This is a genomic window from Streptomyces sp. CA-278952, from assembly GCF_028747205.1.
Classification (GTDB): domain Bacteria; phylum Actinomycetota; class Actinomycetes; order Streptomycetales; family Streptomycetaceae; genus Streptomyces.
This window is the reverse complement of sequence record NZ_CP112880.1, coordinates 6,197,603-6,217,855: the sequence shown is the minus strand read 5'-3', so window position 1 is coordinate 6,217,855 and position 20,253 is coordinate 6,197,603. Positions and strand designations below refer to the sequence as shown.

Genomic DNA, 20,253 nt, shown 5'->3' with positions numbered 1-20,253 from the left:
ATGTCGAACCACACCGCATTGCCCGAGTCGGAATTGAGCCTGGCCGCACTGCGCGGTGACTGCGCGCGGATGGCGCCCCACTGGACGGCGGCCGTGAAGAGCGCCCCGGTCCCGGTGAAGCCGTCCCTGATCAACGGGGTGACGGTCCCTCCCTCGTCGGCGCGGCTGATCGACGCGATGTCCGAGTACGGCGACTGAGGCCAGCGGGCGGGCCGGGCCGGACGACATCACCTTTCGGCCTTTCCGTGCCAAGGGCTGTCCCGGCCGCGGGAACCGCGCGCTCCTCCGCTCCGTCCCACCGGTGTCCCCGTCCGGGGACACGCGGTAGGCGCCGCGACGGCAACGCAGTCGAAGGAGCGATCCGGTGAGCACCGAGCGACCCGACAACGACGTGACCGGCCCCCGGCGGCGGCGTCCGCCGCTCGCGGTGGCCTCGGTGGCCGCGGCCGTGCTGCTGGCCGGAGGCGGTGGTGCCTACTGGGCCTCCACCGCCGCGGGCGACGGCGGCGCGGCGGACAGCGGTTCGCCGGCGCGGGGCGAAGCCCTGCCGCTGGCCCTGGACGCTCCCGCCGGCGACGGCCCGGGTTCCAGGTCCTCGGCCTCGGACACCCCTCCCCCGGGCATCGCGCCCGGCGAGCCGGACCCGGGCGGTCCGCCCGTGGTCTACCGGGCCGCGGGCGAACTCCCGGACGGCCCGGACGAGGCGGCGGTCCACCACGCGAAGGGCGCGGTCGCGTCGGCCGAGGTCGCCCGCCTGGCGAAGGCGCTGGGCATCCCGGGCTCACCGCGCACCGAGGGCACGTCCTGGGTGGTCGGCGACGACGACGGCCCCGGGGCGCTCCTGAAGGTGGGGAAGCAGGCCCCGGGCACCTGGACGTTCGCCCGCACCACCCCGGCCAAGCCCTGTGAGCCGGGGACGATGTGTGCGAACGGGGCCTCGGAGCCGGGCGGCGACCCGGTGAGCGAGAAGGCGGCGAAGGCGGCCGCGGTCCCGGTGCTCAAGGCGGCCGGGCAGGACGACGCGGCGCTGAACGCGGGCCAACTGATGGGCGACGTCCGCGTGGTGAACGCCGATCCGAAGATCGACGGGCTCCCGACGTACGGCTGGTCGACCGGTGTCCAGGTGGGTCCGGACGGCAAGGTGACCGGCGGCAGCGGACATCTGAAGGCGCTGGAGAAGGGCGCCACCTACCCGGCGGTCGGTGCGGACGAGGCGCTGAAGCAGCTGAACGCGGCGAGCCGGGGCAAGGGCGACGCCGACCGGGACGTCGGCGGCTGCGCCACTCCCGTACCGCACCAGGGCGAGCCGAAGCCCTCGGACCCCCAGTGCGTGCCGTCGAACGGCAAGCGGGCACCGGTGGAGCAGACGGTCGAGGCCGCGGTGTTCGGCCTAGCGCTGAACTACGTGGACGGCCGGCAGACGCTGGTGCCGTCCTGGCTGTTCACGGTCCGCCAGGCCCCCGGCGGCCCGGAGAGCACGGTCACGCAGGTCGCCGTGGATCCGGAGTTCATCGAGAAGCCGGAGACGCCCGCGCCCTCCGGGGACCGGAAGGTGACGTCGTACGGCGCGGACGGGCGGACCCTCGAGGTGACGTTCTGGGGTGGCGTGTGCAGTACGTACACGGCGAGCGCGAAGGAGAGCGCGGGCCAGGTGGCGATCTCGGTGACGGAGAAGCCGCAGGAGGGCAAGAAGGCCTGCATCATGATCGCCAAGGAGCTGACCCGGACGGTGACGCTGGAGAAGCCGCTGGGTGACCGCACGGTGATCGACGCGGCGTCGGGCGGTACGGTGCCGCGCGGCTGAGCGGACGCGCATGCGGAGCGGACGTACATACGGAGGCGGCCCCGGGATGATTTCCGGGGCCGCCTCCGTATGCCGTGTGTTCCCGCTCTCAGCGTTTAGCTGAAGGAGTCGCCGCAGGCGCAGGAGCCGCTGGCGTTCGGGTTGTCGATGGTGAAGCCCTGCTTCTCGATGGTGTCGACGAAGTCGATGGAGGCGCCGCCCAGATACGGGGCGCTCATCCGGTCGGTGACGACCTTGACGCCGTCGAAGTCCTTCACGACGTCACCGTCGAGCGAACGCTCGTCGAAGAAGAGCTGGTAACGCAGGCCCGAGCAACCGCCGGGCTGAACGGCGACGCGCAGCGCCAGGTCCTCGCGGCCTTCCTGCTCCAGCAGGCCCTTGACCTTGGCGGCGGCGGCGTCGGACAGGAGGATGCCGTCGCTCACGGTGGTGGTCTCGTCCGATACGGACATCTGCTTCTCTCCCGGGTTGTACGGACTGCTTGCCGACGGTTCAACCGCCAGACCCGCGGATTCATTCCGGGCCAAGCGCTTGTCTGTTCCTTTTCATGCTCGCACACCGGGCCACCCGGGGGATGCGTCACATCGACGCTATCGGCATCGTCAAAGTGACACGAAGCGGCTATGATAGATAGCGTCAAATAGACGAAAAGGCGACTTCGCCGAAGCTCTTCGCGGAGGGTTCGCGGAGTGATCTTGAGTTCGCAGACTAGAAAGGGTGCGTGACGTGACCACGGCCCAGCCCCTGGACGTACAGCCGACACCGCTCGCGCTGCTGCTGCTCGGCCGCGAGGCCGACCCGAGGAGCGAGCGCGGCGTCGAATGCCCCGGCGACCTGCCCTCCCCGTCCGACCCGGACCTGGTGGAGCGCGCCCGCGCCGCGAAGGAGAAGCTCGGGGACAAGGTGTTCGTCCTCGGCCACCACTACCAGCGCGACGAGGTCATCCAGTTCGCGGACGTCACCGGCGACTCGTTCAAGCTGGCCCGCGACGCGGCCGCGCGTCCCGAGGCCGAGTACATCGTCTTCTGCGGCGTCCACTTCATGGCGGAGTCCGCGGACATCCTGACCACGGACGCCCAGGCGGTCGTCCTGCCCGACCTGGCGGCCGGCTGCTCGATGGCCGACATGGCCACCGCCGAGCAGGTCGCCGAGTGCTGGGACGTGCTGACGGAGGCCGGCGTCGCCGATCAGGTGGTGCCCGTCTCGTACATGAACTCCTCCGCCGACATCAAGGCCTTCACCGGCAAGCACGGCGGCACGATCTGTACGTCGTCGAACGCGAAGCGGGCCCTGGAGTGGGCCTTCGAGCAGGGCGAGAAGATCCTCTTCCTCCCCGACCAGCACCTGGGCCGCAACACGGCCGTGCGGGACATGGGCCTGACCCTGGAGGACTGCGTCCTCTACAACCCGCACAAGCCGAACGGCGGCCTCACCGCCGAGCAGTTGCGCGACGCGAAGATGATCCTGTGGCGCGGGCACTGCTCGGTCCACGGCCGCTTCTCGGTCGAGTCGGTCGAGGACGTCCGGGCCCGGATTCCCGGGGTCAACGTGCTGGTGCACCCGGAGTGCAAGCACGAGGTCGTCGCCGCCGCAGACTACGTGGGCTCGACGGAGTACATCATCAAAGCCCTGGAGGCGGCCCCGGCCGGCTCGAAATGGGCCATCGGTACGGAGCTGAACCTGGTCCGCCGACTGGCGAACCGTTTCGCCGCGGAGGACAAGGAGATCGTCTTCCTCGACAAGACGGTCTGCTTCTGCTCGACGATGAACCGCATCGACCTGCCGCACCTGGTCTGGACCCTGGAGTCGCTGGCCGAGGGCAAGCTGGTCAACCGGATCGAGGTCGACCCGGAGACGGAGAAGTACGCCAAGCTCGCGCTGGAGCGGATGCTCGCGCTGCCGTAGAGCCGCGCGGGTCCCCGAGAACCGAGAAGCCCCGGTATGCCGCAGGTCGGCGTTGCCGGGGCTTTCCCGTACGCCCGGGACGCACCGGCCGAGACGCTCCGGTCGGGACGCTCCGGTCGGGACGCTCCGGTCGGGAGGGGCGGGCAGGAACGTTCCGGTCGGGTCGGTTCTCCCATACGGCGACCGATGACACCACCGTGTAACTACGCTGCTACTCACCGCAGCGCCTTTTCGCGCGGGCGGGACCGGTGAGGCCCGATGAGGCCGACCGGAACGAACGGCGAGAACGGTGGGGCGGGTATGGGTTACGAGGACCGTGGGACGGGCGTCGGCGACGAGGCGATGGAAGCGGGCGCGGGCGCGGGGCACGAGGTCCGGCAGAACGACGCCGCCTCCGAGGTGTCGGCGCGTGCGGAGCTGGCGCGTGCGGAGCTGGCACGTGCGCGCGAAGAGGTGCGCGGCCTGCGGGCCGCCGCCGAGGAGGACCCCGCCGGCGGCCCGCCCGCGCTGGCCGGGGCCCTGCACCGGCTGTCGGACCTGCTCTCCGCCGCAGGGGACCCCACCGGTGCGCTGCCCCCGGCGAAGGAGGCCGCGCGGATCTACGCCGAACTCGGCATGAAGCGCCCCGGCGACTTCCAGGCGGAACTGGCCCTGGCCATGGGAGCCCTGGGCGACCGCGTCGCTGACACCGGGGACCGGGCGTCCGCCGTGCCGTTCGCGAAGCAGTCCGTGCGGCTCCAGCGCGAGCTGGTCGAGGAGGAGCAGCCGGGCGCGTCCGTCCCGGCGCTCGCCGCGTACCTCCTGAACTACGCCGCACGGCTGGCGGGCGCCGGGGAGGCCGTGGAGGCTGTGCCCCACGCCGAGGAGGCGGTCGGCCTTCTCCGGGGCCTGGCCGAGGAGGATCCGGAGGCCTTCCTCCCCCGGCTCGCCGCGGCTCTCCACGCCCTCGGCAACCACCGCGCGGCCGTGAGCGACGCCTCCGGGGCGGTCGAAGCGGCCCAGGAGGCGTGCGGCCGCTTCCGCGCGCTCGCCGGGCAGCGACCGGACGCCTTCCGCCCGGAGCTGGCCACGGCGCTCGACGGTCTGGCCGGTCACCTCAACAAGGCCGGTGACGCGGGGGCGGGCCTCCGGGTGGCGGAGGAAGCCGTCGCGCTCTGCCGCGAGTCGGCCGCCCGTCACCCCGCGGCCTACCGCCCCGGCCTCGCCGCCGCGCTGCGCACCCTCGCCCGGAGCCTGGCCGGCACCGGCGACCCGCAGGCGGCCCTGCCCCCGGCGCGGGAGGCCGTCGACCTCCTGCGCGAACAGGGGGACGCCGTCCTGGCCGATCTGGCCGACTCCCTCCAGGTGCTCGGCACGTACGTGGAGCTGAACGGGGACGCGGAGGGAGCGGTGGAGGCGTTCTGGGAGGCGGTGGCCCTCCACCGGTCGCTCGCACTGGAGGCTCCCGGCGCCCCCGACGCCGCCCTGGTCTCCGCCCTCGACGGCCTGGCCCGGGCGCTCGCCCGTACCGGCGAGCACGCGGCGGCGATCGAGGAGTTCGACGAGACCGTCAAGGAGTTCGCCGGGGCCGGACCGGCGACCGCCCGGCGTCTGGCCGTGGAGCGGAGCGCCTTCCTGCTGCGCTGCCCGGACCCGTGGCCCGCGACCGGGGTGACCGAGCTGGTGAACTGGCTCGACGAGGACGCGGAGAGGACCGTCGGCGCGGACACCGTGACCGTACGGGCCCGGCAGGCGCTGCGCTCGTACGGTGACATCGCGGCGGTGCACACGGCCTGGGAGGACGAGACCTTCACGCCCGTGCCGGACTGGCTCGCCCTGTCGCCGGGGACGCTGGACCTCGTCGGTGCGTGGATGTTCGCACCCAACTGGCCCCGGTCACGCGACTTCTGGTCCGAGCACGCCGAGGTCCTCGGTGGCGAGGAGGCGGCGACGGCCCTGGACGAGCTGGCCGTCCTGGACCCGCACGGTGCGCAGCGGCACGCCCTGCTCCGTGACTCCGTCCTCGCCCACGGGGTGACCGCCGCCTACGATCCGCTGATCCTCCAGGAGCAGTTGGCCCAGTGGCTGGAGTGCGCGGACTGGACGGAGTCGCGGGCCTACCTGGAGGAGCACCCGCGCCTGCTGACCGTCCAGCCGCCCGACGACACCCCGTTGGCCCACGTCGCGATGCTCGACATCGGCCGCTCCGAGGGCCTGGACGCCGCGTACCGCCTGGTCGAGGACCGCGAGGCCCTTCAGGCGTACGTGGACCGGGCGTTGGAGGCCGGGGACGGCGTCGCGCTGATGCACGGCGGGGGCATCGAGGGCCAGGTCTTCGGCGACCGGCTCTCCTCGCTCACCCACGCACAGGTGGCCCTGGTCCTCGCGGGGGCCACCGAGGGCTTCGAACCGGACGACCTGGCCGCGCTCCTGCACAAGGCCTCCGAGGAGACCCGGGCCCGGCTGGTGCGGGAGACGGTCGCCCTCAGCGTCCGCCGCCCCGACCCGCACGGGAAGACGTGGCACCGGATCGTTCAGGCGCTGGGCGGGGAGGAGGTCTGAGGTTCAGCGGCCCGCCGCCGCCGCCGGCGGCGGGCCGGCCTGCCGGACCCGATGAGGCTGGAGCGGCCGACCCGTATCTCCATGGCTGCGATCTCGTGGTCGGGGCCTCTCAGTCGGTGTTCTCCAGCCGTCCGCCCCGGCTCGCGGCGATCCGCAAGGTGTCTCCCAGCGACTCGGCGAGCCGAGTGCCCGCGAACCGCAGCTCGCGTTCCCCCACCACGGGCTCCGCCAGCAACTCCCGCGCCTCGGCCAGCACTTCCTCGGCCGAGGCGATCATGGACGCCTCCAGCTCGTCCGCCATCCTGGAGACGCGACTGTCGGAGTCCGTGGTGCTCAGCCAGCACGGCCCCCCGAAGTCGTTGGTCCACGGGAGCAGTCGCAGGGCCCGGCCCTTGCCGTCGAACATCATCTCGGTCGCTACCTCCGGAGAAGGCCCTCTGGTGCACTGCACGAAAGGACGGTTACGGTGTGTGCCGCAATCGTCGCCCTGAGGAACGTGACCTCAACAGAGCGCAGCTGTCCCGGCCTTGGGAACGGGACACACGAAAGGCACGCACCGTGACGTTCAAGCCCCAGCCCCTCACGCCTTATGTGTCCGCCCGCCATTACTTCGGCTCCGAGCAGCGCCGCCACCGCGAGCGGGCGGGCCTGTCCCTCGTCCAGCTCGCGGGCATCGTGAACTCCAGCAAGAGCACGCTGGGCCGCATCGAGACGGCGGAGCTGATGCCGCCGCCGGACATCCCGAGCCGCCTGGACATCGCCTTCGGGACGGACAAGCACTTCCACGGGCTCTACGAGCTGGCCCGGCGGGAGATCCACCCGGACCAGTACCAGCGGTACATGGACTTCGAGTTCCGGGCGGAGGTGATAGAGCAGTACGGGGCGCAGGCGTTGCCGGGGTTGTTGCAGACGGAGGAGTACGCGCGCACGTTTCTCCGCTGCCAGGAAGACCTGAGCGCGGAGCAGGTGGAGGAACGTGTCACAGCGCGCATGTCACGGCAGGAGCGGCAACGTTCGGAGAACCCGCCGTTCCGGTGGGCGATCATCGACGAGGCCGTACTGCGACGTCAGATGGGCGGCGCCGCCTGCATGCGCGAGCAACTGGCCTCGCTCTTGAAGCAGGTGGATACTCCGGACAGTAAAGTTCAGGTGATGCCGTTCAGTGCGGGGCTCCACTCGCTCCTGGGTGGCGCGCTGACTCTCCTGACCCTGCCCGACGGCACATGTGTGGCGTACGAGGAGGGCATCCAGGCCGGCCACCTCTATGAGGACCCGGTCGCGGTGAAGAAGTGGCGGCGGCAGTACGACGTACTGCGAGCCAACTCCCTCACGCTGGACGAGTCAGCGGAACGGATTCGCACCGCGATGGAGGGCTACCGACCATGACCCACTCCCCCGAGCTGAGCACCGCCACCTGGCGCAGCAGCAGTTACAGCAACTCCAACGGGGGCGAATGCGTCGAGATCAGCGACGACTTCCCCGGCACCGTCCCCGTACGCGACAGCAAGAACCCCACCGGACCCGCACTCGTCCTCCAGGCCACCGCCTGGGACGCGTTCATCTCCTCGGTCAAGTAGACGGGAAACGCGGAAGGGGCCTGTCCCACGCGGGTGCGTGGGACAGGCCCCTTCCGTCGTGTCAGGCCTTCGCCGGCTCGGCCTCGCGGGCCTCCTCCGGCTCCGCCCGGTCCGGGACGCCCGTCTTCGCGGCGCGCTTGGCCGCCTTCTTCTTGGCGCGGCGCTCCTTGCGGAGCTCGACCATCGCGTACAGCGTCGGCACCAGCAGCAGGGTCAGCAGCGTGGAGCTGATCAGACCGCCGATCACCACGACGCCCAGCGGCTGCGAGATGAAGCCGCCCTCGCCGGTGACGCCGAGCGCCATCGGGAGCAGGGCGAAGATGGTCGCGAGCGCCGTCATGATGATCGGGCGGAAGCGGTGGCGGCCGCCCTCGATGACGGCTTCCACGATGCCGAGGCCCTGGGCGCGGTACTGGTTGATCAGGTCGATCAGCACGATCGCGTTGGTGACCACGATGCCGATGAGCATCAGCATGCCGATCATCGCGGGGACGCCCAGCGGGGTGCCCGTGATGAGCAGGAGGGCCAGCGCGCCGGTCGCCGCGAACGGGACGGAGACCAGCAGGATCAGCGGCTGGACGAGCGACCGGAACGTGGCCACCAGCAGCATGAAGACGATCGCGATGGCCGCCAGCATGGCGAGGCCGAGCTGCGCGAAGGCTTCGTTCTGATCCTCGCTGACGCCGCCGATGGTGGCGGTGGCGCCCTCCGGGAGGTCCAGGGCGTCGATCTTCTTGGTGAGGTCGGTGCTGACCGCGCCGGTGTTGTCGCCGACGGGCTTGGCGGTGATCGTCGCCGATCGCTGTCCGTCGATCCGGGTCATCGAGACCGGGCCGGGGACGACCTTCACGTCGGCGATGTCACCGAGCTTGACCGGGCCCAGCGGCAGGGCCTTCAGCTCGGCCATGGTGGCGGCCGGGGTGGACGAGCGGATGACGACGTCGCGCTCGGTGTCGTCGAGCGTCGCCGTGCCGGCCGGCGTGCCGCGTACGGCTCCGGCGACGATGCCGCCCAGCGTGGCGGAGTCGAATCCGGCGGCGGCCGCCTTGTCGTTGGCGGTGACCGAGATGCGCGGGACGCTCTGCGCCAGGTCGCTCTGGACGTCGGTGACGTCCTTGATGGTGTCGACCTCGGTGCGGACCGCCTCGGCGGCCTTCTTCAGGACGTCGGCGTCGGCGGCCTTGACCACGACGCTCAGATCCTGGGAGCCGAAGCCGTCGCCCGCGGCGATGGTGGTGTCGCCGATGCCGTCGAGCTTGCCGAGGGCCTCGTCGATGCGGTCCTGGGCGTCCTCGTAGTCCGCGGCGTCCTTGAGGGTGACCTGGTAGGAGGCCTGGTTGGCACCCGTGCCGCCGCCGAAGGCGGCCAGGAAGCCGGAGGAGCCGACGGTGACCTGGTAGTCCTTGACGCCCTTGTCCTGCCCGATGACCTTCTCGACCTTGCGGGCCGCCTCATCGGCGGCTTCCAGGCTGGTGCCGGGGGTCAGCTCCTGCTTGACGGTCAGGACCTCCTGCTCGCCGGCGTCGAGGAAGTTCGTCTTCAGCAGCGGGACCATGCCGAAGGTGCCGAGGAGCACGGCGACGGCGATGACGAGGCTGGTGACCCGGCGGCGGGTCGCGAAGCGCAGGACCGGGACGTAGATCCGCTGGAGCTTGCTGGCCGCTTCCTTCTCCTCGGCGAGGCGGCGGGCCTCCGCCGCGTCCTCGGGGGTGTCCTTGGGCGCGCGCAGGAACCAGTACGACAGCACCGGAACGACGGTCAGCGAGACCAGCAGGGAGGCCAGCAGCGCTGCGGTGATGGTCAGCGAGAACGAGCCGAAGAGCTGGCCGACCACGCCGCCGACCAGCCCGATGGGCAGGAAGACCGCGACGGTGGTGAGCGTGGCGGAGGTGACCGCTCCGGCGACCTCCTTGACCGCGGTGATGATCGCCGCGTGGCGCTCCTCGCCGTAGCCGAGGTGGCGCTTGATGTTCTCCAGGACCACGATCGAGTCGTCGACGACCCGGCCGATGGCGATGGTGAGCGCGCCGAGCGTGAGCACGTTCAGCGACAGGTCGCGGGTCCAGAGGACGATCAGCGCGAGGACGATCGAGAGCGGGATGGAGACCGCGGTGACCAGCGTCGAGCGGATCGAGGCGAGGAAGACCAGGATCACGACGACCGCGAAGACCAGGCCGAGCGCGCCCTCCGTGGTCAGGCCCGAGATCGACTTGGAGACGGCGGGGCCCTGGTCGGAGACGACCGTCACCTCCGCGCCCTCACCGAGGTCCTTACGGAGGTCGGGGAGCTTGTCCTTGACGGCGTCCGAGATGGTGACGGCGCTGCCGTCCTTGTCCATCGTCACCACCACGGCGAGGCTCGGCTTGCCGTTGGTGCGGGTGATGGAGACCGCGTCGGACGGCTCCTGCTTCACCTCGGCGACGTCGCCGAGGCGCACCGGCTTTCCGGGCGCACCGCCCGCCGGGTCCTTGGCGACGACCTGGAGGTCCTCGATCTGCTTCAGCGAGGTGTAGGCGCCGCCGACCTGGATGGTGCGGCTCTTGCCGGACTCGGAGAAGGAGCCGGCCGGCACGGTGGCGCCGCCCGCCTGGAGGGCCTGGGCGAGCGTGCCCGCGTTCAGACCGGCCTCGGCGAGCTTCTTGTCGTCGGGGACGACGGAGACCCGGAGGTCCCGCACGCCGTCCACCGCGACCTGGCCGACGCCGTCGATGCCCTCCAGGGCCGGGACGACCGTGCGGTCGAGCTGGTCGGCCAGGACCTGCTGGTCCTTGTCGGAGGTGACGGCGAGGACCACGGTCGGGATGTCGTCCGTGGAACCGGCGACGACCTGCGGGTCGACGCCGTCGGGCAGCTGGGCGCGGGCCCGGTTCACCGCCTGCTGGATGTCCGCGACGAGCTGCTTCGTGCCCTCGTCGCCGAAGTCGAAGGTCGCCATGATGAGGGCGTTGCCCTCACTGGCGGTGGAGGTGATGCCCTCGACGCCGTCGACGGCCTTGAGGGAGTTCTCCAGCGGCTCGACGACCTGCTTCTCGACCACATCGGGAGACGCACCCTGGTAGGGCGCCAGCACCGAGACCAGCGGCAGTTCGATGGTGGGCAGCAGCTGCTGCTTGAGCTGCGGGATCGCTATCGCGCCGAAGACCAGCGCGACAATCGAGATCAGCCCGATCAGGGCCCTTTGCGCGAGGCTGAATCTGGACAGCCAGGACATGGGTGGGTCTCTCTTCTGTGGCGTACGCGGCAGAGGGCGGGGAGGGGGAAAGCGTCAGGGACCTACACCTCCAGCCCAGTCCTACGATCTCCGCTCCGCGCCGCCCAAACGTCGCCCCCCGGGCTGCTTTCTTATGCCGCGCATACCGCAGGTGGAGTACGCCGCAGTACGCCGAAACTCCCCCGGTCACTCCGCTCGGGGACGCACCAGGCCCGATTCGTAGGCGATTACCACCAATTGGGCCCGGTCCCGGGCTCCCAGCTTCGCCATCGCCCGGTTCACATGGGTCTTGACGGTGAGCGGGCTGACCGCGAGCCGCTCGGCGATCTGGTCGTTGGAGTGGCCGCCCGCGACCTGCACCAGCACCTCGCGTTCGCGGCCGGTGAGCGCCGCCAGCCGCTCCGCGTACTCCGCGCTGTCCGGTCCCTCCCCCGAGCTGCCGCCCTGGGCCAGGAACGTGGCGATGAGCCCCTTGGTCGCGGCGGGCGAGAGCAGCGCCTCGCCGGCCGCGGCGATCCGGATGGCGTTGAGGAGCTCCTCCGGCTCCGCGCCCTTCCCGAGGAAGCCGGAGGCTCCGGCGCGCAGCGACTGGACCACGTACTCGTCGACCTCGAAGGTGGTGAGCATGACCACCCGCACCGCGGACAGCTCCGGGTCGGCGCTGATCATGCGGGTGGCGGCGAGTCCGTCGGTGCCCGGCATCCGGATGTCCATGAGCACCACGTCGGCGCCCGTGGCGCGGGCCAGCTCGACGGCCTCGGCCCCGTCGGCGGCCTCGCCGACCACTTCCATGTCCGGCTCGGAGTCCACCAGCACCCGGAACGCGCTGCGCAGCAGCGCCTGGTCGTCGGCGAGGAGCACCTTGATGGGAGCCTGCTGCGGCACCGTCGTCGGTTCCGGTGCCGGGGTCGGCTGGGTCATCGGCAGAGCCTCGTTCCGCCCGCTGTGCCCGGCCGCTCCGGTTCACCCTTGCGGGCCTCGACCGGAAGGATCGCATGGACCCGGAATCCGCCGCCGTACCGAGGACCCGCGGTGAGGGCGCCGCCGAGGGCGGTGACGCGTTCGCGCATGCCGACCAGGCCGTGACCGCCGCTGTCCAGGTCGTCGTCGGCTCCGGCTCCGGGCCGTCGGGCGGCGCACCCCCGGCCGTTGTCGAGCACGGTGACCTCGGCGGTGGCGCCCACCCGGACGACGCTCACCTCGGCCCTGGCCCCGGCGCCCGCGTGCTTGCGGACGTTGGTCAGGGCCTCCTGGATGACCCGGTAGGCGGCCAGGTCGACGGCGGCGGGCAGCCGGTTCCCGTGGTCGGAGCCGGCCACCTCGACGGGGAGCCCGGCGTTGCGGAAGGTGTCGACCAGTGCGCCGAGGACGGCGAGCCCGGGGGCCGGTTCGGTGGGCGCCTCGGGGTCGCCCTGCTGGCGCAGGAGGCCGACGGTGACCCGGAGTTCGTTGAGCGCGGAGCGGCTGGCGTCGCGGACGTGGGCGAGCGCTTCCTTGGCCTGGTCCGGGCGCTTGTCCATGACGTGGGCGGCGACCCCGGCCTGGACGTTGACCAGGGCGATGTGGTGGGCGACGACGTCGTGGAGGTCCCGCGCGATCCGCAGCCGCTCCTCGGCGACCCGGCGGCGGGCCTCCTCCTCGCGGGTGCGCTCGGCCCGCTCGGCGCGTTCCCGGATGGCGTCGACGAACGCGCGTCTGCTGCGTACGGCGTCCCCGGCGGCCCCGGCCATCCCGGTCCAGGCGAACACGCCGAGGTTCTCCTGGCTGTACCAGGGCGTTGAGCCGAAGACCGTGGAGGCCGCCGTGAGCGCCCCCATGGTCAGCAGCCCGACCCGCCAGGTGGTGGGGCGGTCGGTGCGCGAGGCGACGGTGTAGAGGGCGATGACCGTGCTCATGACGACCGGGGCGGGCGGGTCCATCAAGATGTACTCGGTGGCCGAGAGGGCCCCGGTGGCGGCGAGCACGGCCATCGGACGCCGTCGCCGCAGGACCAGGGCCACGGCGGCGAGGACCATCAGGAGCACGCTGAACAGCTCGGGGGTGCGGGTGCCGAAGGTCGGCCCGTGTCCGGTGCCCGGGTCCGCGAACGAGCCGCAGATCATCGCGACGAGGGAGCCGAGGGCGAGGGCAGCGTCGAACGCGAGGGGATGGTCCCGGAGCCAGCGGCGGGCGCGCGCGAAGCCGGACGAGAGGGTGGTCACGTCCAGCTACGGTACGCGGCCCCCGCTCGGGGACGGGAGCCTTCCACGGGGAGGGGCGGCCCCGGAGCACCGCTGCCCCGCGTCCGGCGGACCGGGCGCGGGGCAGGGTGCGGGGTGCTGGTGCTGGTGCGGCGATCCACGGGCCCGCCGGGGCCGGCCCGTGGATTCAGTTGGGGATGAGCCCGCCGTCGCTGAGCATGGCGGTGACGTCTTCGAGGGTGGCGTCGGGCGCCGGCAGGATCAGCTCGGACGGCTCCAGGGAGTCGTCCGGCAGCGGAGTGCCGAGCTCGCGCACCTTGTCCAGGAGCGCGTGGAGGGTCGTGCGAAAGCCGGGGCCGTCGCCGCTCTCCATCTCCTTGAGCAGGACATCGTCGAGCTCGTTCAGTTCGACGAAGTGACTGTCGGCCAGCTTGACCTGGCCCTCCCCCATGATCCGTACGATCATGACGCTGCCTTACTGCTTGTCGAACTTGTGCGGGGACGACTGCTGCGACTGCGGCGCACTGTCCTGCGCGCCGCCCTCGATGGCCTGCTGCGAGGACGAGGAGCCGCCGGCCAGCTCGGCCTTCATGCGCTGCAGCTCCAGCTCCACATCGGTGCCGCCGGAGATCCGGTCCAGCTCGGCGGCGATGTCGTCCTTCGCCGTGCCGGTCGGGTCGTCCAGGGCGCCGGAGGCGAGCAGTTCGTCGATGGCGCCGGCCCGCGCCTGGAGCTGCTGCGTCTTGTCCTCGGCCCGCTGGATCGCGAGACCCACATCGCCCATCTCCTCGGAGATGCCGGAGAAGGCCTCACCGATCCGGGTCTGGGCCTGGGCCGCCGTGTAGGTGGCCTTGATGGTCTCCTTCTTCGTGCGGAAGGCGTCGACCTTGGCCTGGAGGCGCTGGGCCGCGAGGGTGAGCTTCTCCTCCTCGCCCTGCAGCGTCGTGTGCTGCGTCTCCAGGTCGGTGACCTGCTGCTGGAGGGCCGCGCGCCGGGACAGCGCTTCGCGCGCCAGGTCCTCGCGGCCCAGCGCCAGCGCCTTGCGGCCCTGGTCCTCCAGCTTGGACGACTGGCCCTGCAGCTGGTTCAGCTGCAGCTCCAGGCGCTTGCGGGACGTCGCCACGTCGGCGACGCCGCGGCGCACCTTCTGAAGCAGCTCCAGCTGCTTCTGGTACGAGTAGTCGAGGGTCTCGCGCGGATCCTCGGCCCGGTCAAGGGCCTTGTTTGCCTTCGCGCGGAAGAGCATCCCCATACGCTTCATGACACCGCTCATGGGCTTCGCGCGCCCCCTTCTGACGGACTGGACTCCAGCACTCCCGATAGAACCCACAGTACGGGCCCTGTCTCTATTACCGCACTGTTCGGGCGTCGATGTGCTCCTCCCCAAGGACGAGTACGCCCCGTGAACACTCCCGCCCAGGGTGTAGGTGAGGCATCGGGACATTCTGGTGACGGGCGCGGGAACGGGCGGTTGACACCCGTATCGCCCCGTCGGGACACCGGTGGGGACGCCGTCCGTTGCCGGATCGTTCCCGCCCGGGTCTCCGGGCCCGCGCGCCGACCCCGTACCCTTGGGTTTTGTGTTCCGTAGCCGTGCCAAGACAGAGAAGGCCCCCACCGACAAGGTGACGGCGGACCTCTCCCAGCAGCCCCGCGACCCGCAGGCTCCCAAGGGTCGCCCCACCCCCAAGCGCAGCGAGGCCCAGACGCAGCGCCGTCGCGCCGCGTCCAGTGCGCCGACCGATCGCAAGGCGGCCATGAAGCGCCAGCGCGAAGCGCGGCGCACCGACCTGGCCCGGCAGCGCGAGGCGCTCGCCTCGGGCGACGAGCGCTACCTCCCGGTCCGCGACAAGGGGCCGGTCAGGCGCTTCGTCCGCGATTACGTGGACTCGCGCTTCTGCATCGCCGAGTGGTTCCTGCCGCTCGCCGTGATCATCCTGATCCTCAGCGTGATCCAGGTGCAGAACATCCAGAGCATCTCGTTGCTGCTCTGGCTCGGCGTGATCATCCTGATCGTGATCGACTCGATCGGTATCTCGATGCGTCTGAAGAAGCAGCTGCGCGAGCGCTTCCCGGACACGCCGAAGCGCGGAGCCGTGGCGTACGGCCTGATGCGCACGCTCCAGATGCGCCGACTGCGGCTTCCGAAGCCGCAGGTCAAGCGCGGAGAGCGGCCCTGAGCACGGAGGCCTCCGGCTTCACCGGGGTCTCCTCGGCGTGGCTGGCAGGTCTCGGCGGCGTACGCAACCGGGTCCGCCAGGAGCTCGTCGCGCGGCAGCTGGACGAGCAGATAGCCGGGCGGTTCCCGGTGGGGCAGCGGCTGCGCGTCCTCGACGTCGGCATGGGCCAGGGCACCCAGGCCCTGCGCCTGGCGCGGGCCGGTCACTCGGTGACCGGCCTGGAGTCGGACGCCGCGATGCTGACGGCGGCCCGTGAGTCCCTGGCGACCGAGCCCGAGGGCATCCGGGAGCGGGTCAGGCTCATCGAGGGCGACGGCCGGGACACCGGCGTGCACTTCCTGCCCGGCAGCTTCGACGTGGTGCTGTGCCACGGCGTCCTGATGTACGTCGAGGAGCCGGACCCGATGCTGGCCGGGCTCGCCCGGATGCTGGCCCCCGGCGGGCTGCTCTCCCTGCTCGTGCGGAACGCGGACGCGCTCGCGATGCGCCCGGGGCTCGCCGGCGACTTCGGCGCGGCCCTGACCGCCTTCGACACCGCCACGTACACCAACCGCCTCGGCCTCACCGTGCGGGCCGACCGGCTCGACGCGCTGCGGGCCACGCTCGCGGGGATCGCCGCGCCGCTGCACGCCTGGTACGGCGTGCGGGTCTTCACGGACAACGTGGCGGACGGGACGGAGCTGCCGGCCGAGGAGCTGGAGCGGGCCCTGTCCCTGGAGGACCGGGCCGGGCGGACCGACCCCTACCGGGGTGTGGCGGCGCTGCTGCATCTGTGCGGCGTGCGCGGCTGACGCGGACATCACGCGGGTGGGCCCGTTCGGCTCATCAGTTCGGGCACCCGGGCGGGGCGGGCCCCAGACTCCGGATATGGACGTATCCCCCTCCCGCAGCCGGGCGCGCAGGCTGCTGCTTCCCCTGTCCGCGGCCGTCTGCGCCATCGCCCTGGCAGGCGGCTGCTCCGGTACGAGTCCGGCGGCTCCCGCCCCCGAAGCCAGTGCGTCCGGTACGGCGCAGGGGGCGGTGGAACGCGCCCCCGACGACCTGGAGAACGCCTACCAGGACGTCATCAACGACGTACTGCCGTCGGTGGTGCAGATCGACGCCTCGGAAGGCCTCGGTTCCGGGGTCGTCTACGACGACAGGGGGCACATCGTCACCAACGCCCATGTGGTCGGCGACGAGAAGACGTTCAAGGTCAGCGTCGCCACCGGGGAGGCGGTGCTGAGCGCCTCGCTGGTCTCCTCCTACCCGGAGCAGGACCTGGCCGTGATCAAGCTCGACGAGGTGCCGGACGGGCTGAAGCCCGCGAAGTTCGGCGACGCGGAAAAGGTCGAGGTGGGGCAGATCGTGCTGGCGATGGGCTCGCCGCTCGGCCTGTCCAGCAGCGTCACCCAGGGCATCGTCTCGGCACTCGGCCGGACCGTGAGCGAGAGCCGGGCGGGCGGCGGCACGGGCGCGACGATCGCCAACATGGTGCAGACGTCCGCGGCGATCAACCCCGGCAACAGCGGCGGGGCGCTCGTCAACCTCGACAGCCAGGTGATCGGCATTCCGACCCTCGCGGCGACCGACCCGCAGATGGGCGACAGCGCGGCTCCGGGCATCGGCTTCGCGATCCCCGTCTCGATGGTGAGGACGGTCGCCGACCAGATCATCAAGGACGGCAAGGTCACCGATTCGGGCCGGGCCGCGCTGAACATCACGGGCCGCACGGTCGTCGACGACAGCTACCGGCCCGCCGGGGTGGCGCTGGTCAGCGTGGAGCGGGGCGGCGCGGCGGACGACGCGGGGCTGAGGCCCGGGGACACCATCACGAAGATCGAGGACAGCGAGGTCACCACGATCACCTCGCTCTCCGAGGCGCTGGCGGGCGACAAGCCGGGCCAGAAGGTGAGCGTGACGTACACGCGCGACGGCGACAGCCGGACGGCGGAGGTCACGCTCGGGGAGATCTGAGCCTCCTCCGGCAGCGGGAAGGGCGGTACGGGAGACCCGTACCGCCCTTCCCGCTGTCGACTGTCGGCCGAACCTCAGGAGCTGTCGGCCTCCAGGCTCATCGGGCCGTAGATCTTGGTGGCGTCCTCGAAGAGCGTCACCTGTGCGGCGCCGCCCTCCAGGAGCTCCTTCCAGAACTCACCGATCCAGGACTCCGCGTCGCCCTGGGTGGTGAACTCCTCCGGCTGCAGCGCCGGCTCCGTCTCCGTACCGTCGGACTTCTCGAACCGCCACGTCCACGCCATGCCAGCCTCCTGGGTCACGTTGCTTCCCGAAGCGTAGCCGGACGCGCACCTCGCGCGGGGACACGGGAGGATCAAGGTGTGGAACTGACTCTGCTCGGCACCGGAGCCCCCGACGGGCTGCCTCGCCCCTCCTGTCCCTGCGCCGCCTGCGCCTCGGCCCGCGGCCCGTGGGCGCGGGCCGCGACGGCCCTGCTGGTCGACGACGCGCTGCTGCTGGACCTCATCCCCGGAGCGGTGTTCGCCGCCGCCCGTGCGGGGCGCTCGCTGAGCGCGGTCCGGCAGGTGCTGCTGACGCACCCGCACGACGGGCCCGCCGTCGAACTGCCCGCCCTCCTGCCGCCGGCCGGCCGGGTTCCGGACGGCCAAGTCCTGACGCTGATCAGCGGGCACCGGGTGCGGGCGATGGCGATGGACGCCCCGGGGACCGGGTACGAGGTGACCGCCCCGGAGGGCGAGCGGCTGCTGTACCTTCCGCCGGGGGCCGCCCCCTCCGGCCTGCCCGAGCGGCTGGACCGGCCCCTGGACATGGTCGTCCTCGATGTGATCGGGCGGCCCGACGCGGTGGCCCGGCTGCGGGCGGCCGGAGCGGTCGGGCCGGCCACCGAGGTGATCGCGGTCCACCTGGACCACGACGCCCCGCCGGGCCCGGCGCTGGAACGCCGGCTGGCGGCGGCCGGTGCGCGGGCGGTGCCGGACGGGACGACGCTGGTGGTGGGCGAGTACCACGCGGTGCCGGACGTGCCGCGCCGGGTGCTGGTGACGGGGGGCGCGCGGTCGGGGAAGTCCCTGGAGGCGGAGCAGCGCATGGAGACGCTCCCGGAGGTGGTGTACGTGGCGACCGGCGGCCGCCGCGACGGGGACCCGGAGTGGGCGGCCCGGATCGGACTGCACCGGGAGCGCAGGCCCGGCGCCTGGCGGACCGAGGAGACCTGCGAGGTCGCGGAGCTGCTGCGGGCGGACGGGCCGCCGCTGCTGATCGACTGCCTGTCGCTGTGGCTGACGGACGCGATGGACCGGGTGGAGGCATGGGAGGACGGGCGGTGGCACGGTGGCGGCGAGGCGGCGTTGCGGGAGCGGGTCGCGGAGCTGGTCGCCGCGGTGCGCGGGACCCGGCGGCCGGTCGTGCTGGTGACCAACGAGGTGGGGTCCGGGGTGGTGCCGGCGACGTCGGCGGGGCGGCGGTTCCGGGACGAGCTGGGGCGGCTGAACGCGGCGGTCGCGGCCGAGTGCGAGCAGGTGCTGCTGGTGGTGGCGGGGCAGGTGCTGGTGCTGCGGGGGTGAGCGGCTCGCTGTGGGGGCGGGGTCCGGCGCCTTCCCCTCCCCTGTGCCCCTGCTCGGGGCACGGTCCTCGGGGTGGGCCGACCGGTACTGTTCCGGCTGGGGCCTGTCCGGTCCTGATCCGCCGGACACGCCCCGGGGGCCCGCCGCCGGGTTCCCGGACCGGATCCGACGTGACGACCCGCGAGGCAGACCTCCGTGAACCTGGACGACTTCTCCGACCTGATCCAACGCCCCGACGGGGGTGTGCGGCGCGATGCCGAGGAGCGGCGCGAGCGGCTGACCGTACCCCCGGGGGCGCTCGGACGGCTCGACGAGCTGGGCGAGTGGCTCAGCGCCGCGCAGCAGTCCGTGCCGGTCAGGGCCGTCGAGCAGCCGCGTCTGGTGCTCTTCGCCGGTGACCACGGGGTGGCGGAACTGGGCGTCTCGGGCCGGCCCGCGGGAAGCGCGTACGAGCTGGTGCGCTCCGCCCTCGACGGCGCGAGCCCGGTCTCGGTGCTGGCGCGGCGCTTCTCGGTGCCGATGCGGATCGTGGACGTCTCCCTGGACTGCGATCCGGAGCTGCTGCCCGAGTCCGTGGTGCGGCACCGGGTGCGGCGGGGTTCGGGGCGGATCGACGTCGAGGACGCGATCAGCGCGGAGGAGGCCGAGCAGGCGGTCCGTCTGGGCATGGCGATCGCCGACGAGGAGGCGGACTCCGGCACCGATCTGGTGGTGCTCGGCGACCTCAGCGTGGGCGGGACCACGGCCGCGGCCACCCTCGTCGCGGCGCTCTGCGGAACGGACGCCTCCGTGGTGACCGGTCGCGGTGGCGCGGGCATCGACGACCTGGCGTGGATGCGCAAGTGCGCGGCGATCAGGGACGCGCTGCGCCGGGCCCGGCCGGTGCTCGGTGACCAGCTGGAGCTGCTGGCGACGTCGGGCGGGGCGGATCTGGCGGCGATGACGGGCTTCCTGTTGCAGAGCGCGGTGCGCCGGATGCCGGTGATCCTGGACGGGGTCGTCTCGGCGGCCTGCGCGCTGGTGGCGCAGCGCGCGGCGTTCCGGGCGCCGGACTGGTGGCTGGCCGGTCAGGTCAGCGGGGAGCCCGCGCAGACGAAGGCGCTGGACCGGATGGCGCTGACCCCGCTGCTGGACCACGGCGTGACGGTGGGCGAGGGCAGCGGTGCGCTGCTGGCGCTGCCGCTGGTGCAGGCGGCCGCGGCGCTGGCCGCCGAACTGCCGGAGCGGGAACCGGAGAAGACCGTGGACGAGCAGGACGCGGAGGGCGCGGAAGCCCCGGAGTCGGGGCCCGAGTCGGAGGCGGCGGCCCTCGACGGGGTCTGAGACCGAGGTGT

At 72.3% G+C, this 20,253-nt stretch carries 19 protein-coding genes; 11 read left to right on the top strand and 8 right to left on the bottom strand.

Annotated features, from left to right (window positions below; genetic code table 11):
* Complete coding sequence (locus N7925_RS27485) at positions 1-198, top strand: hypothetical protein (protein WP_274345486.1); 198 nt, start codon at positions 1-3, stop codon at positions 196-198.
* A 166-nt stretch (positions 199-364) separates the two neighbouring features.
* The gene (locus N7925_RS27480; RefSeq protein ID WP_274345485.1) at positions 365-1,804 is read left to right on the top strand and encodes a hypothetical protein; all 1,440 of its coding nucleotides are present in this window, start codon (positions 365-367) and stop codon (positions 1,802-1,804) included.
* Between the two features lie 95 nt (positions 1,805-1,899).
* On the opposite strand, the gene N7925_RS27475 is transcribed toward N7925_RS27480, so the two are convergent.
* Positions 1,900-2,256: a HesB/IscA family protein gene (locus tag N7925_RS27475; RefSeq protein ID WP_007451212.1), complete on the bottom strand. Its 357-nt coding sequence runs from the start codon at positions 2,254-2,256 to the stop codon at positions 1,900-1,902.
* Positions 2,257-2,521: 265 nt separating this feature from the next.
* On the opposite strand from N7925_RS27475, the gene nadA reads away from it, so the two are divergent.
* Positions 2,522-3,709 (top strand): quinolinate synthase NadA, encoded by a 1,188-nt coding sequence (gene nadA, locus N7925_RS27470; RefSeq protein WP_274345484.1) that lies wholly within the window; start codon positions 2,522-2,524, stop codon positions 3,707-3,709.
* A 300-nt stretch (positions 3,710-4,009) separates the two neighbouring features.
* On the top strand, positions 4,010-6,250 hold the full coding sequence (locus N7925_RS27465) for a tetratricopeptide repeat protein (protein WP_274346566.1): 2,241 nt from the start codon (positions 4,010-4,012) through the stop codon (positions 6,248-6,250).
* Between the two features lie 109 nt (positions 6,251-6,359).
* Here N7925_RS27465 and N7925_RS27460 read toward each other — a convergent pair whose 3' ends face one another.
* Positions 6,360-6,701 (bottom strand): hypothetical protein, encoded by a 342-nt coding sequence (locus tag N7925_RS27460; RefSeq protein WP_416222939.1) that lies wholly within the window; start codon positions 6,699-6,701, stop codon positions 6,360-6,362.
* 107 nt (positions 6,702-6,808) lie between these two features.
* Here N7925_RS27460 and N7925_RS27455 point away from each other — a divergent pair, with 107 nt between their 5' ends.
* Positions 6,809-7,636 carry a helix-turn-helix domain-containing protein gene (locus N7925_RS27455; protein ID WP_274345483.1) on the top strand — a complete coding sequence of 276 codons (828 nt, stop codon included), beginning with the start codon at positions 6,809-6,811 and terminating at the stop codon, positions 7,634-7,636.
* Complete coding sequence (locus N7925_RS27450) at positions 7,633-7,827, top strand: DUF397 domain-containing protein (RefSeq protein WP_274345482.1); 195 nt, start codon at positions 7,633-7,635, stop codon at positions 7,825-7,827. Before N7925_RS27455 ends, N7925_RS27450 begins: the two co-directional genes overlap by 4 nt.
* 61 nt (positions 7,828-7,888) lie before the next feature.
* On the opposite strand, the gene N7925_RS27445 is transcribed toward N7925_RS27450, so the two are convergent.
* From N7925_RS27445 to N7925_RS27425, 5 genes are all read right to left on the bottom strand, one after another.
* Positions 7,889-11,038: an efflux RND transporter permease subunit gene (locus N7925_RS27445; protein WP_274345481.1), complete on the bottom strand. Its 3,150-nt coding sequence runs from the start codon at positions 11,036-11,038 to the stop codon at positions 7,889-7,891.
* Positions 11,039-11,224: 186 nt separating this feature from the next.
* Positions 11,225-11,959 carry a response regulator gene (locus N7925_RS27440; RefSeq protein WP_274345480.1) on the bottom strand — a complete coding sequence of 245 codons (735 nt, stop codon included), beginning with the start codon at positions 11,957-11,959 and terminating at the stop codon, positions 11,225-11,227.
* Positions 11,956-13,239 carry a sensor histidine kinase gene (locus tag N7925_RS27435; RefSeq protein WP_274345479.1) on the bottom strand — a complete coding sequence of 428 codons (1,284 nt, stop codon included), beginning with the start codon at positions 13,237-13,239 and terminating at the stop codon, positions 11,956-11,958. Before N7925_RS27435 ends, N7925_RS27440 begins: the two co-directional genes overlap by 4 nt.
* A 166-nt stretch (positions 13,240-13,405) precedes the next feature.
* Positions 13,406-13,684 carry a PspA-associated protein PspAA gene (gene pspAA / locus N7925_RS27430; RefSeq protein WP_265602086.1) on the bottom strand — a complete coding sequence of 93 codons (279 nt, stop codon included), beginning with the start codon at positions 13,682-13,684 and terminating at the stop codon, positions 13,406-13,408.
* A 9-nt stretch (positions 13,685-13,693) separates the two neighbouring features.
* Positions 13,694-14,479 (bottom strand): PspA/IM30 family protein, encoded by a 786-nt coding sequence (locus tag N7925_RS27425; protein WP_265602085.1) that lies wholly within the window; start codon positions 14,477-14,479, stop codon positions 13,694-13,696.
* 319 nt (positions 14,480-14,798) lie between these two features.
* Here N7925_RS27425 and N7925_RS27420 point away from each other — a divergent pair, with 319 nt between their 5' ends.
* The 3 genes from N7925_RS27420 to N7925_RS27410 all read left to right on the top strand — a co-directional run bounded on the left by N7925_RS27420 (position 14,799) and on the right by N7925_RS27410 (position 17,354).
* A complete protein-coding gene (locus tag N7925_RS27420) occupies positions 14,799-15,398 on the top strand; it encodes a DUF3043 domain-containing protein (RefSeq protein WP_026290538.1) in 600 nt (199 codons plus the stop codon).
* 98 nt (positions 15,399-15,496) lie between these two features.
* The gene (locus N7925_RS27415) at positions 15,497-16,189 is read left to right on the top strand and encodes a class I SAM-dependent methyltransferase (RefSeq protein WP_331618210.1); all 693 of its coding nucleotides are present in this window, start codon (positions 15,497-15,499) and stop codon (positions 16,187-16,189) included.
* A 76-nt stretch (positions 16,190-16,265) separates the two neighbouring features.
* Positions 16,266-17,354 (top strand): S1C family serine protease, encoded by a 1,089-nt coding sequence (locus N7925_RS27410; protein ID WP_274345478.1) that lies wholly within the window; start codon positions 16,266-16,268, stop codon positions 17,352-17,354.
* A 74-nt stretch (positions 17,355-17,428) separates the two neighbouring features.
* Here N7925_RS27410 and N7925_RS27405 read toward each other — a convergent pair whose 3' ends face one another.
* Positions 17,429-17,638 carry a hypothetical protein gene (locus N7925_RS27405; protein WP_265602083.1) on the bottom strand — a complete coding sequence of 70 codons (210 nt, stop codon included), beginning with the start codon at positions 17,636-17,638 and terminating at the stop codon, positions 17,429-17,431.
* A 78-nt stretch (positions 17,639-17,716) separates the two neighbouring features.
* Here N7925_RS27405 and N7925_RS27400 point away from each other — a divergent pair, with 78 nt between their 5' ends.
* A complete protein-coding gene (locus tag N7925_RS27400; RefSeq protein ID WP_274345477.1) occupies positions 17,717-18,919 on the top strand; it encodes a bifunctional adenosylcobinamide kinase/adenosylcobinamide-phosphate guanylyltransferase in 1,203 nt (400 codons plus the stop codon).
* 195 nt (positions 18,920-19,114) lie between these two features.
* On the top strand, positions 19,115-20,242 hold the full coding sequence (gene cobT, locus N7925_RS27395) for a nicotinate-nucleotide--dimethylbenzimidazole phosphoribosyltransferase (protein WP_274345476.1): 1,128 nt from the start codon (positions 19,115-19,117) through the stop codon (positions 20,240-20,242).
* The last annotated feature ends 11 nt before the right edge of the window (positions 20,243-20,253 follow it).

Bases quoted from the DNA above. Each gene is read 5' to 3' on its own strand.
- N7925_RS27425 (WP_265602085.1), bottom strand. From the start codon at position 14,479: ATGAAGCGTATGGGGATGCTCTTCCGCGCGAAGGCAAACAAGGCCCTT.
- pspAA (WP_265602086.1), bottom strand. From the start codon at position 13,684: ATGATCGTACGGATCATGGGGGAGGGCCAGGTCAAGCTGGCCGACAGT.
- N7925_RS27465 (WP_274346566.1), top strand. From the start codon at position 4,010: ATGGGTTACGAGGACCGTGGGACGGGCGTCGGCGACGAGGCGATGGAA.
- N7925_RS27485 (WP_274345486.1), top strand. From the start codon at position 1: ATGTCGAACCACACCGCATTGCCCGAGTCGGAATTGAGCCTGGCCGCA.
- N7925_RS27450 (WP_274345482.1), top strand. From the start codon at position 7,633: ATGACCCACTCCCCCGAGCTGAGCACCGCCACCTGGCGCAGCAGCAGT.
- N7925_RS27445 (WP_274345481.1), bottom strand. From the start codon at position 11,038: ATGTCCTGGCTGTCCAGATTCAGCCTCGCGCAAAGGGCCCTGATCGGG.
- N7925_RS27440 (WP_274345480.1), bottom strand. From the start codon at position 11,959: ATGACCCAGCCGACCCCGGCACCGGAACCGACGACGGTGCCGCAGCAG.
- N7925_RS27475 (WP_007451212.1), bottom strand. From the start codon at position 2,256: ATGTCCGTATCGGACGAGACCACCACCGTGAGCGACGGCATCCTCCTG.
- N7925_RS27405 (WP_265602083.1), bottom strand. From the start codon at position 17,638: ATGGCGTGGACGTGGCGGTTCGAGAAGTCCGACGGTACGGAGACGGAG.
- N7925_RS27410 (WP_274345478.1), top strand. From the start codon at position 16,266: ATGGACGTATCCCCCTCCCGCAGCCGGGCGCGCAGGCTGCTGCTTCCC.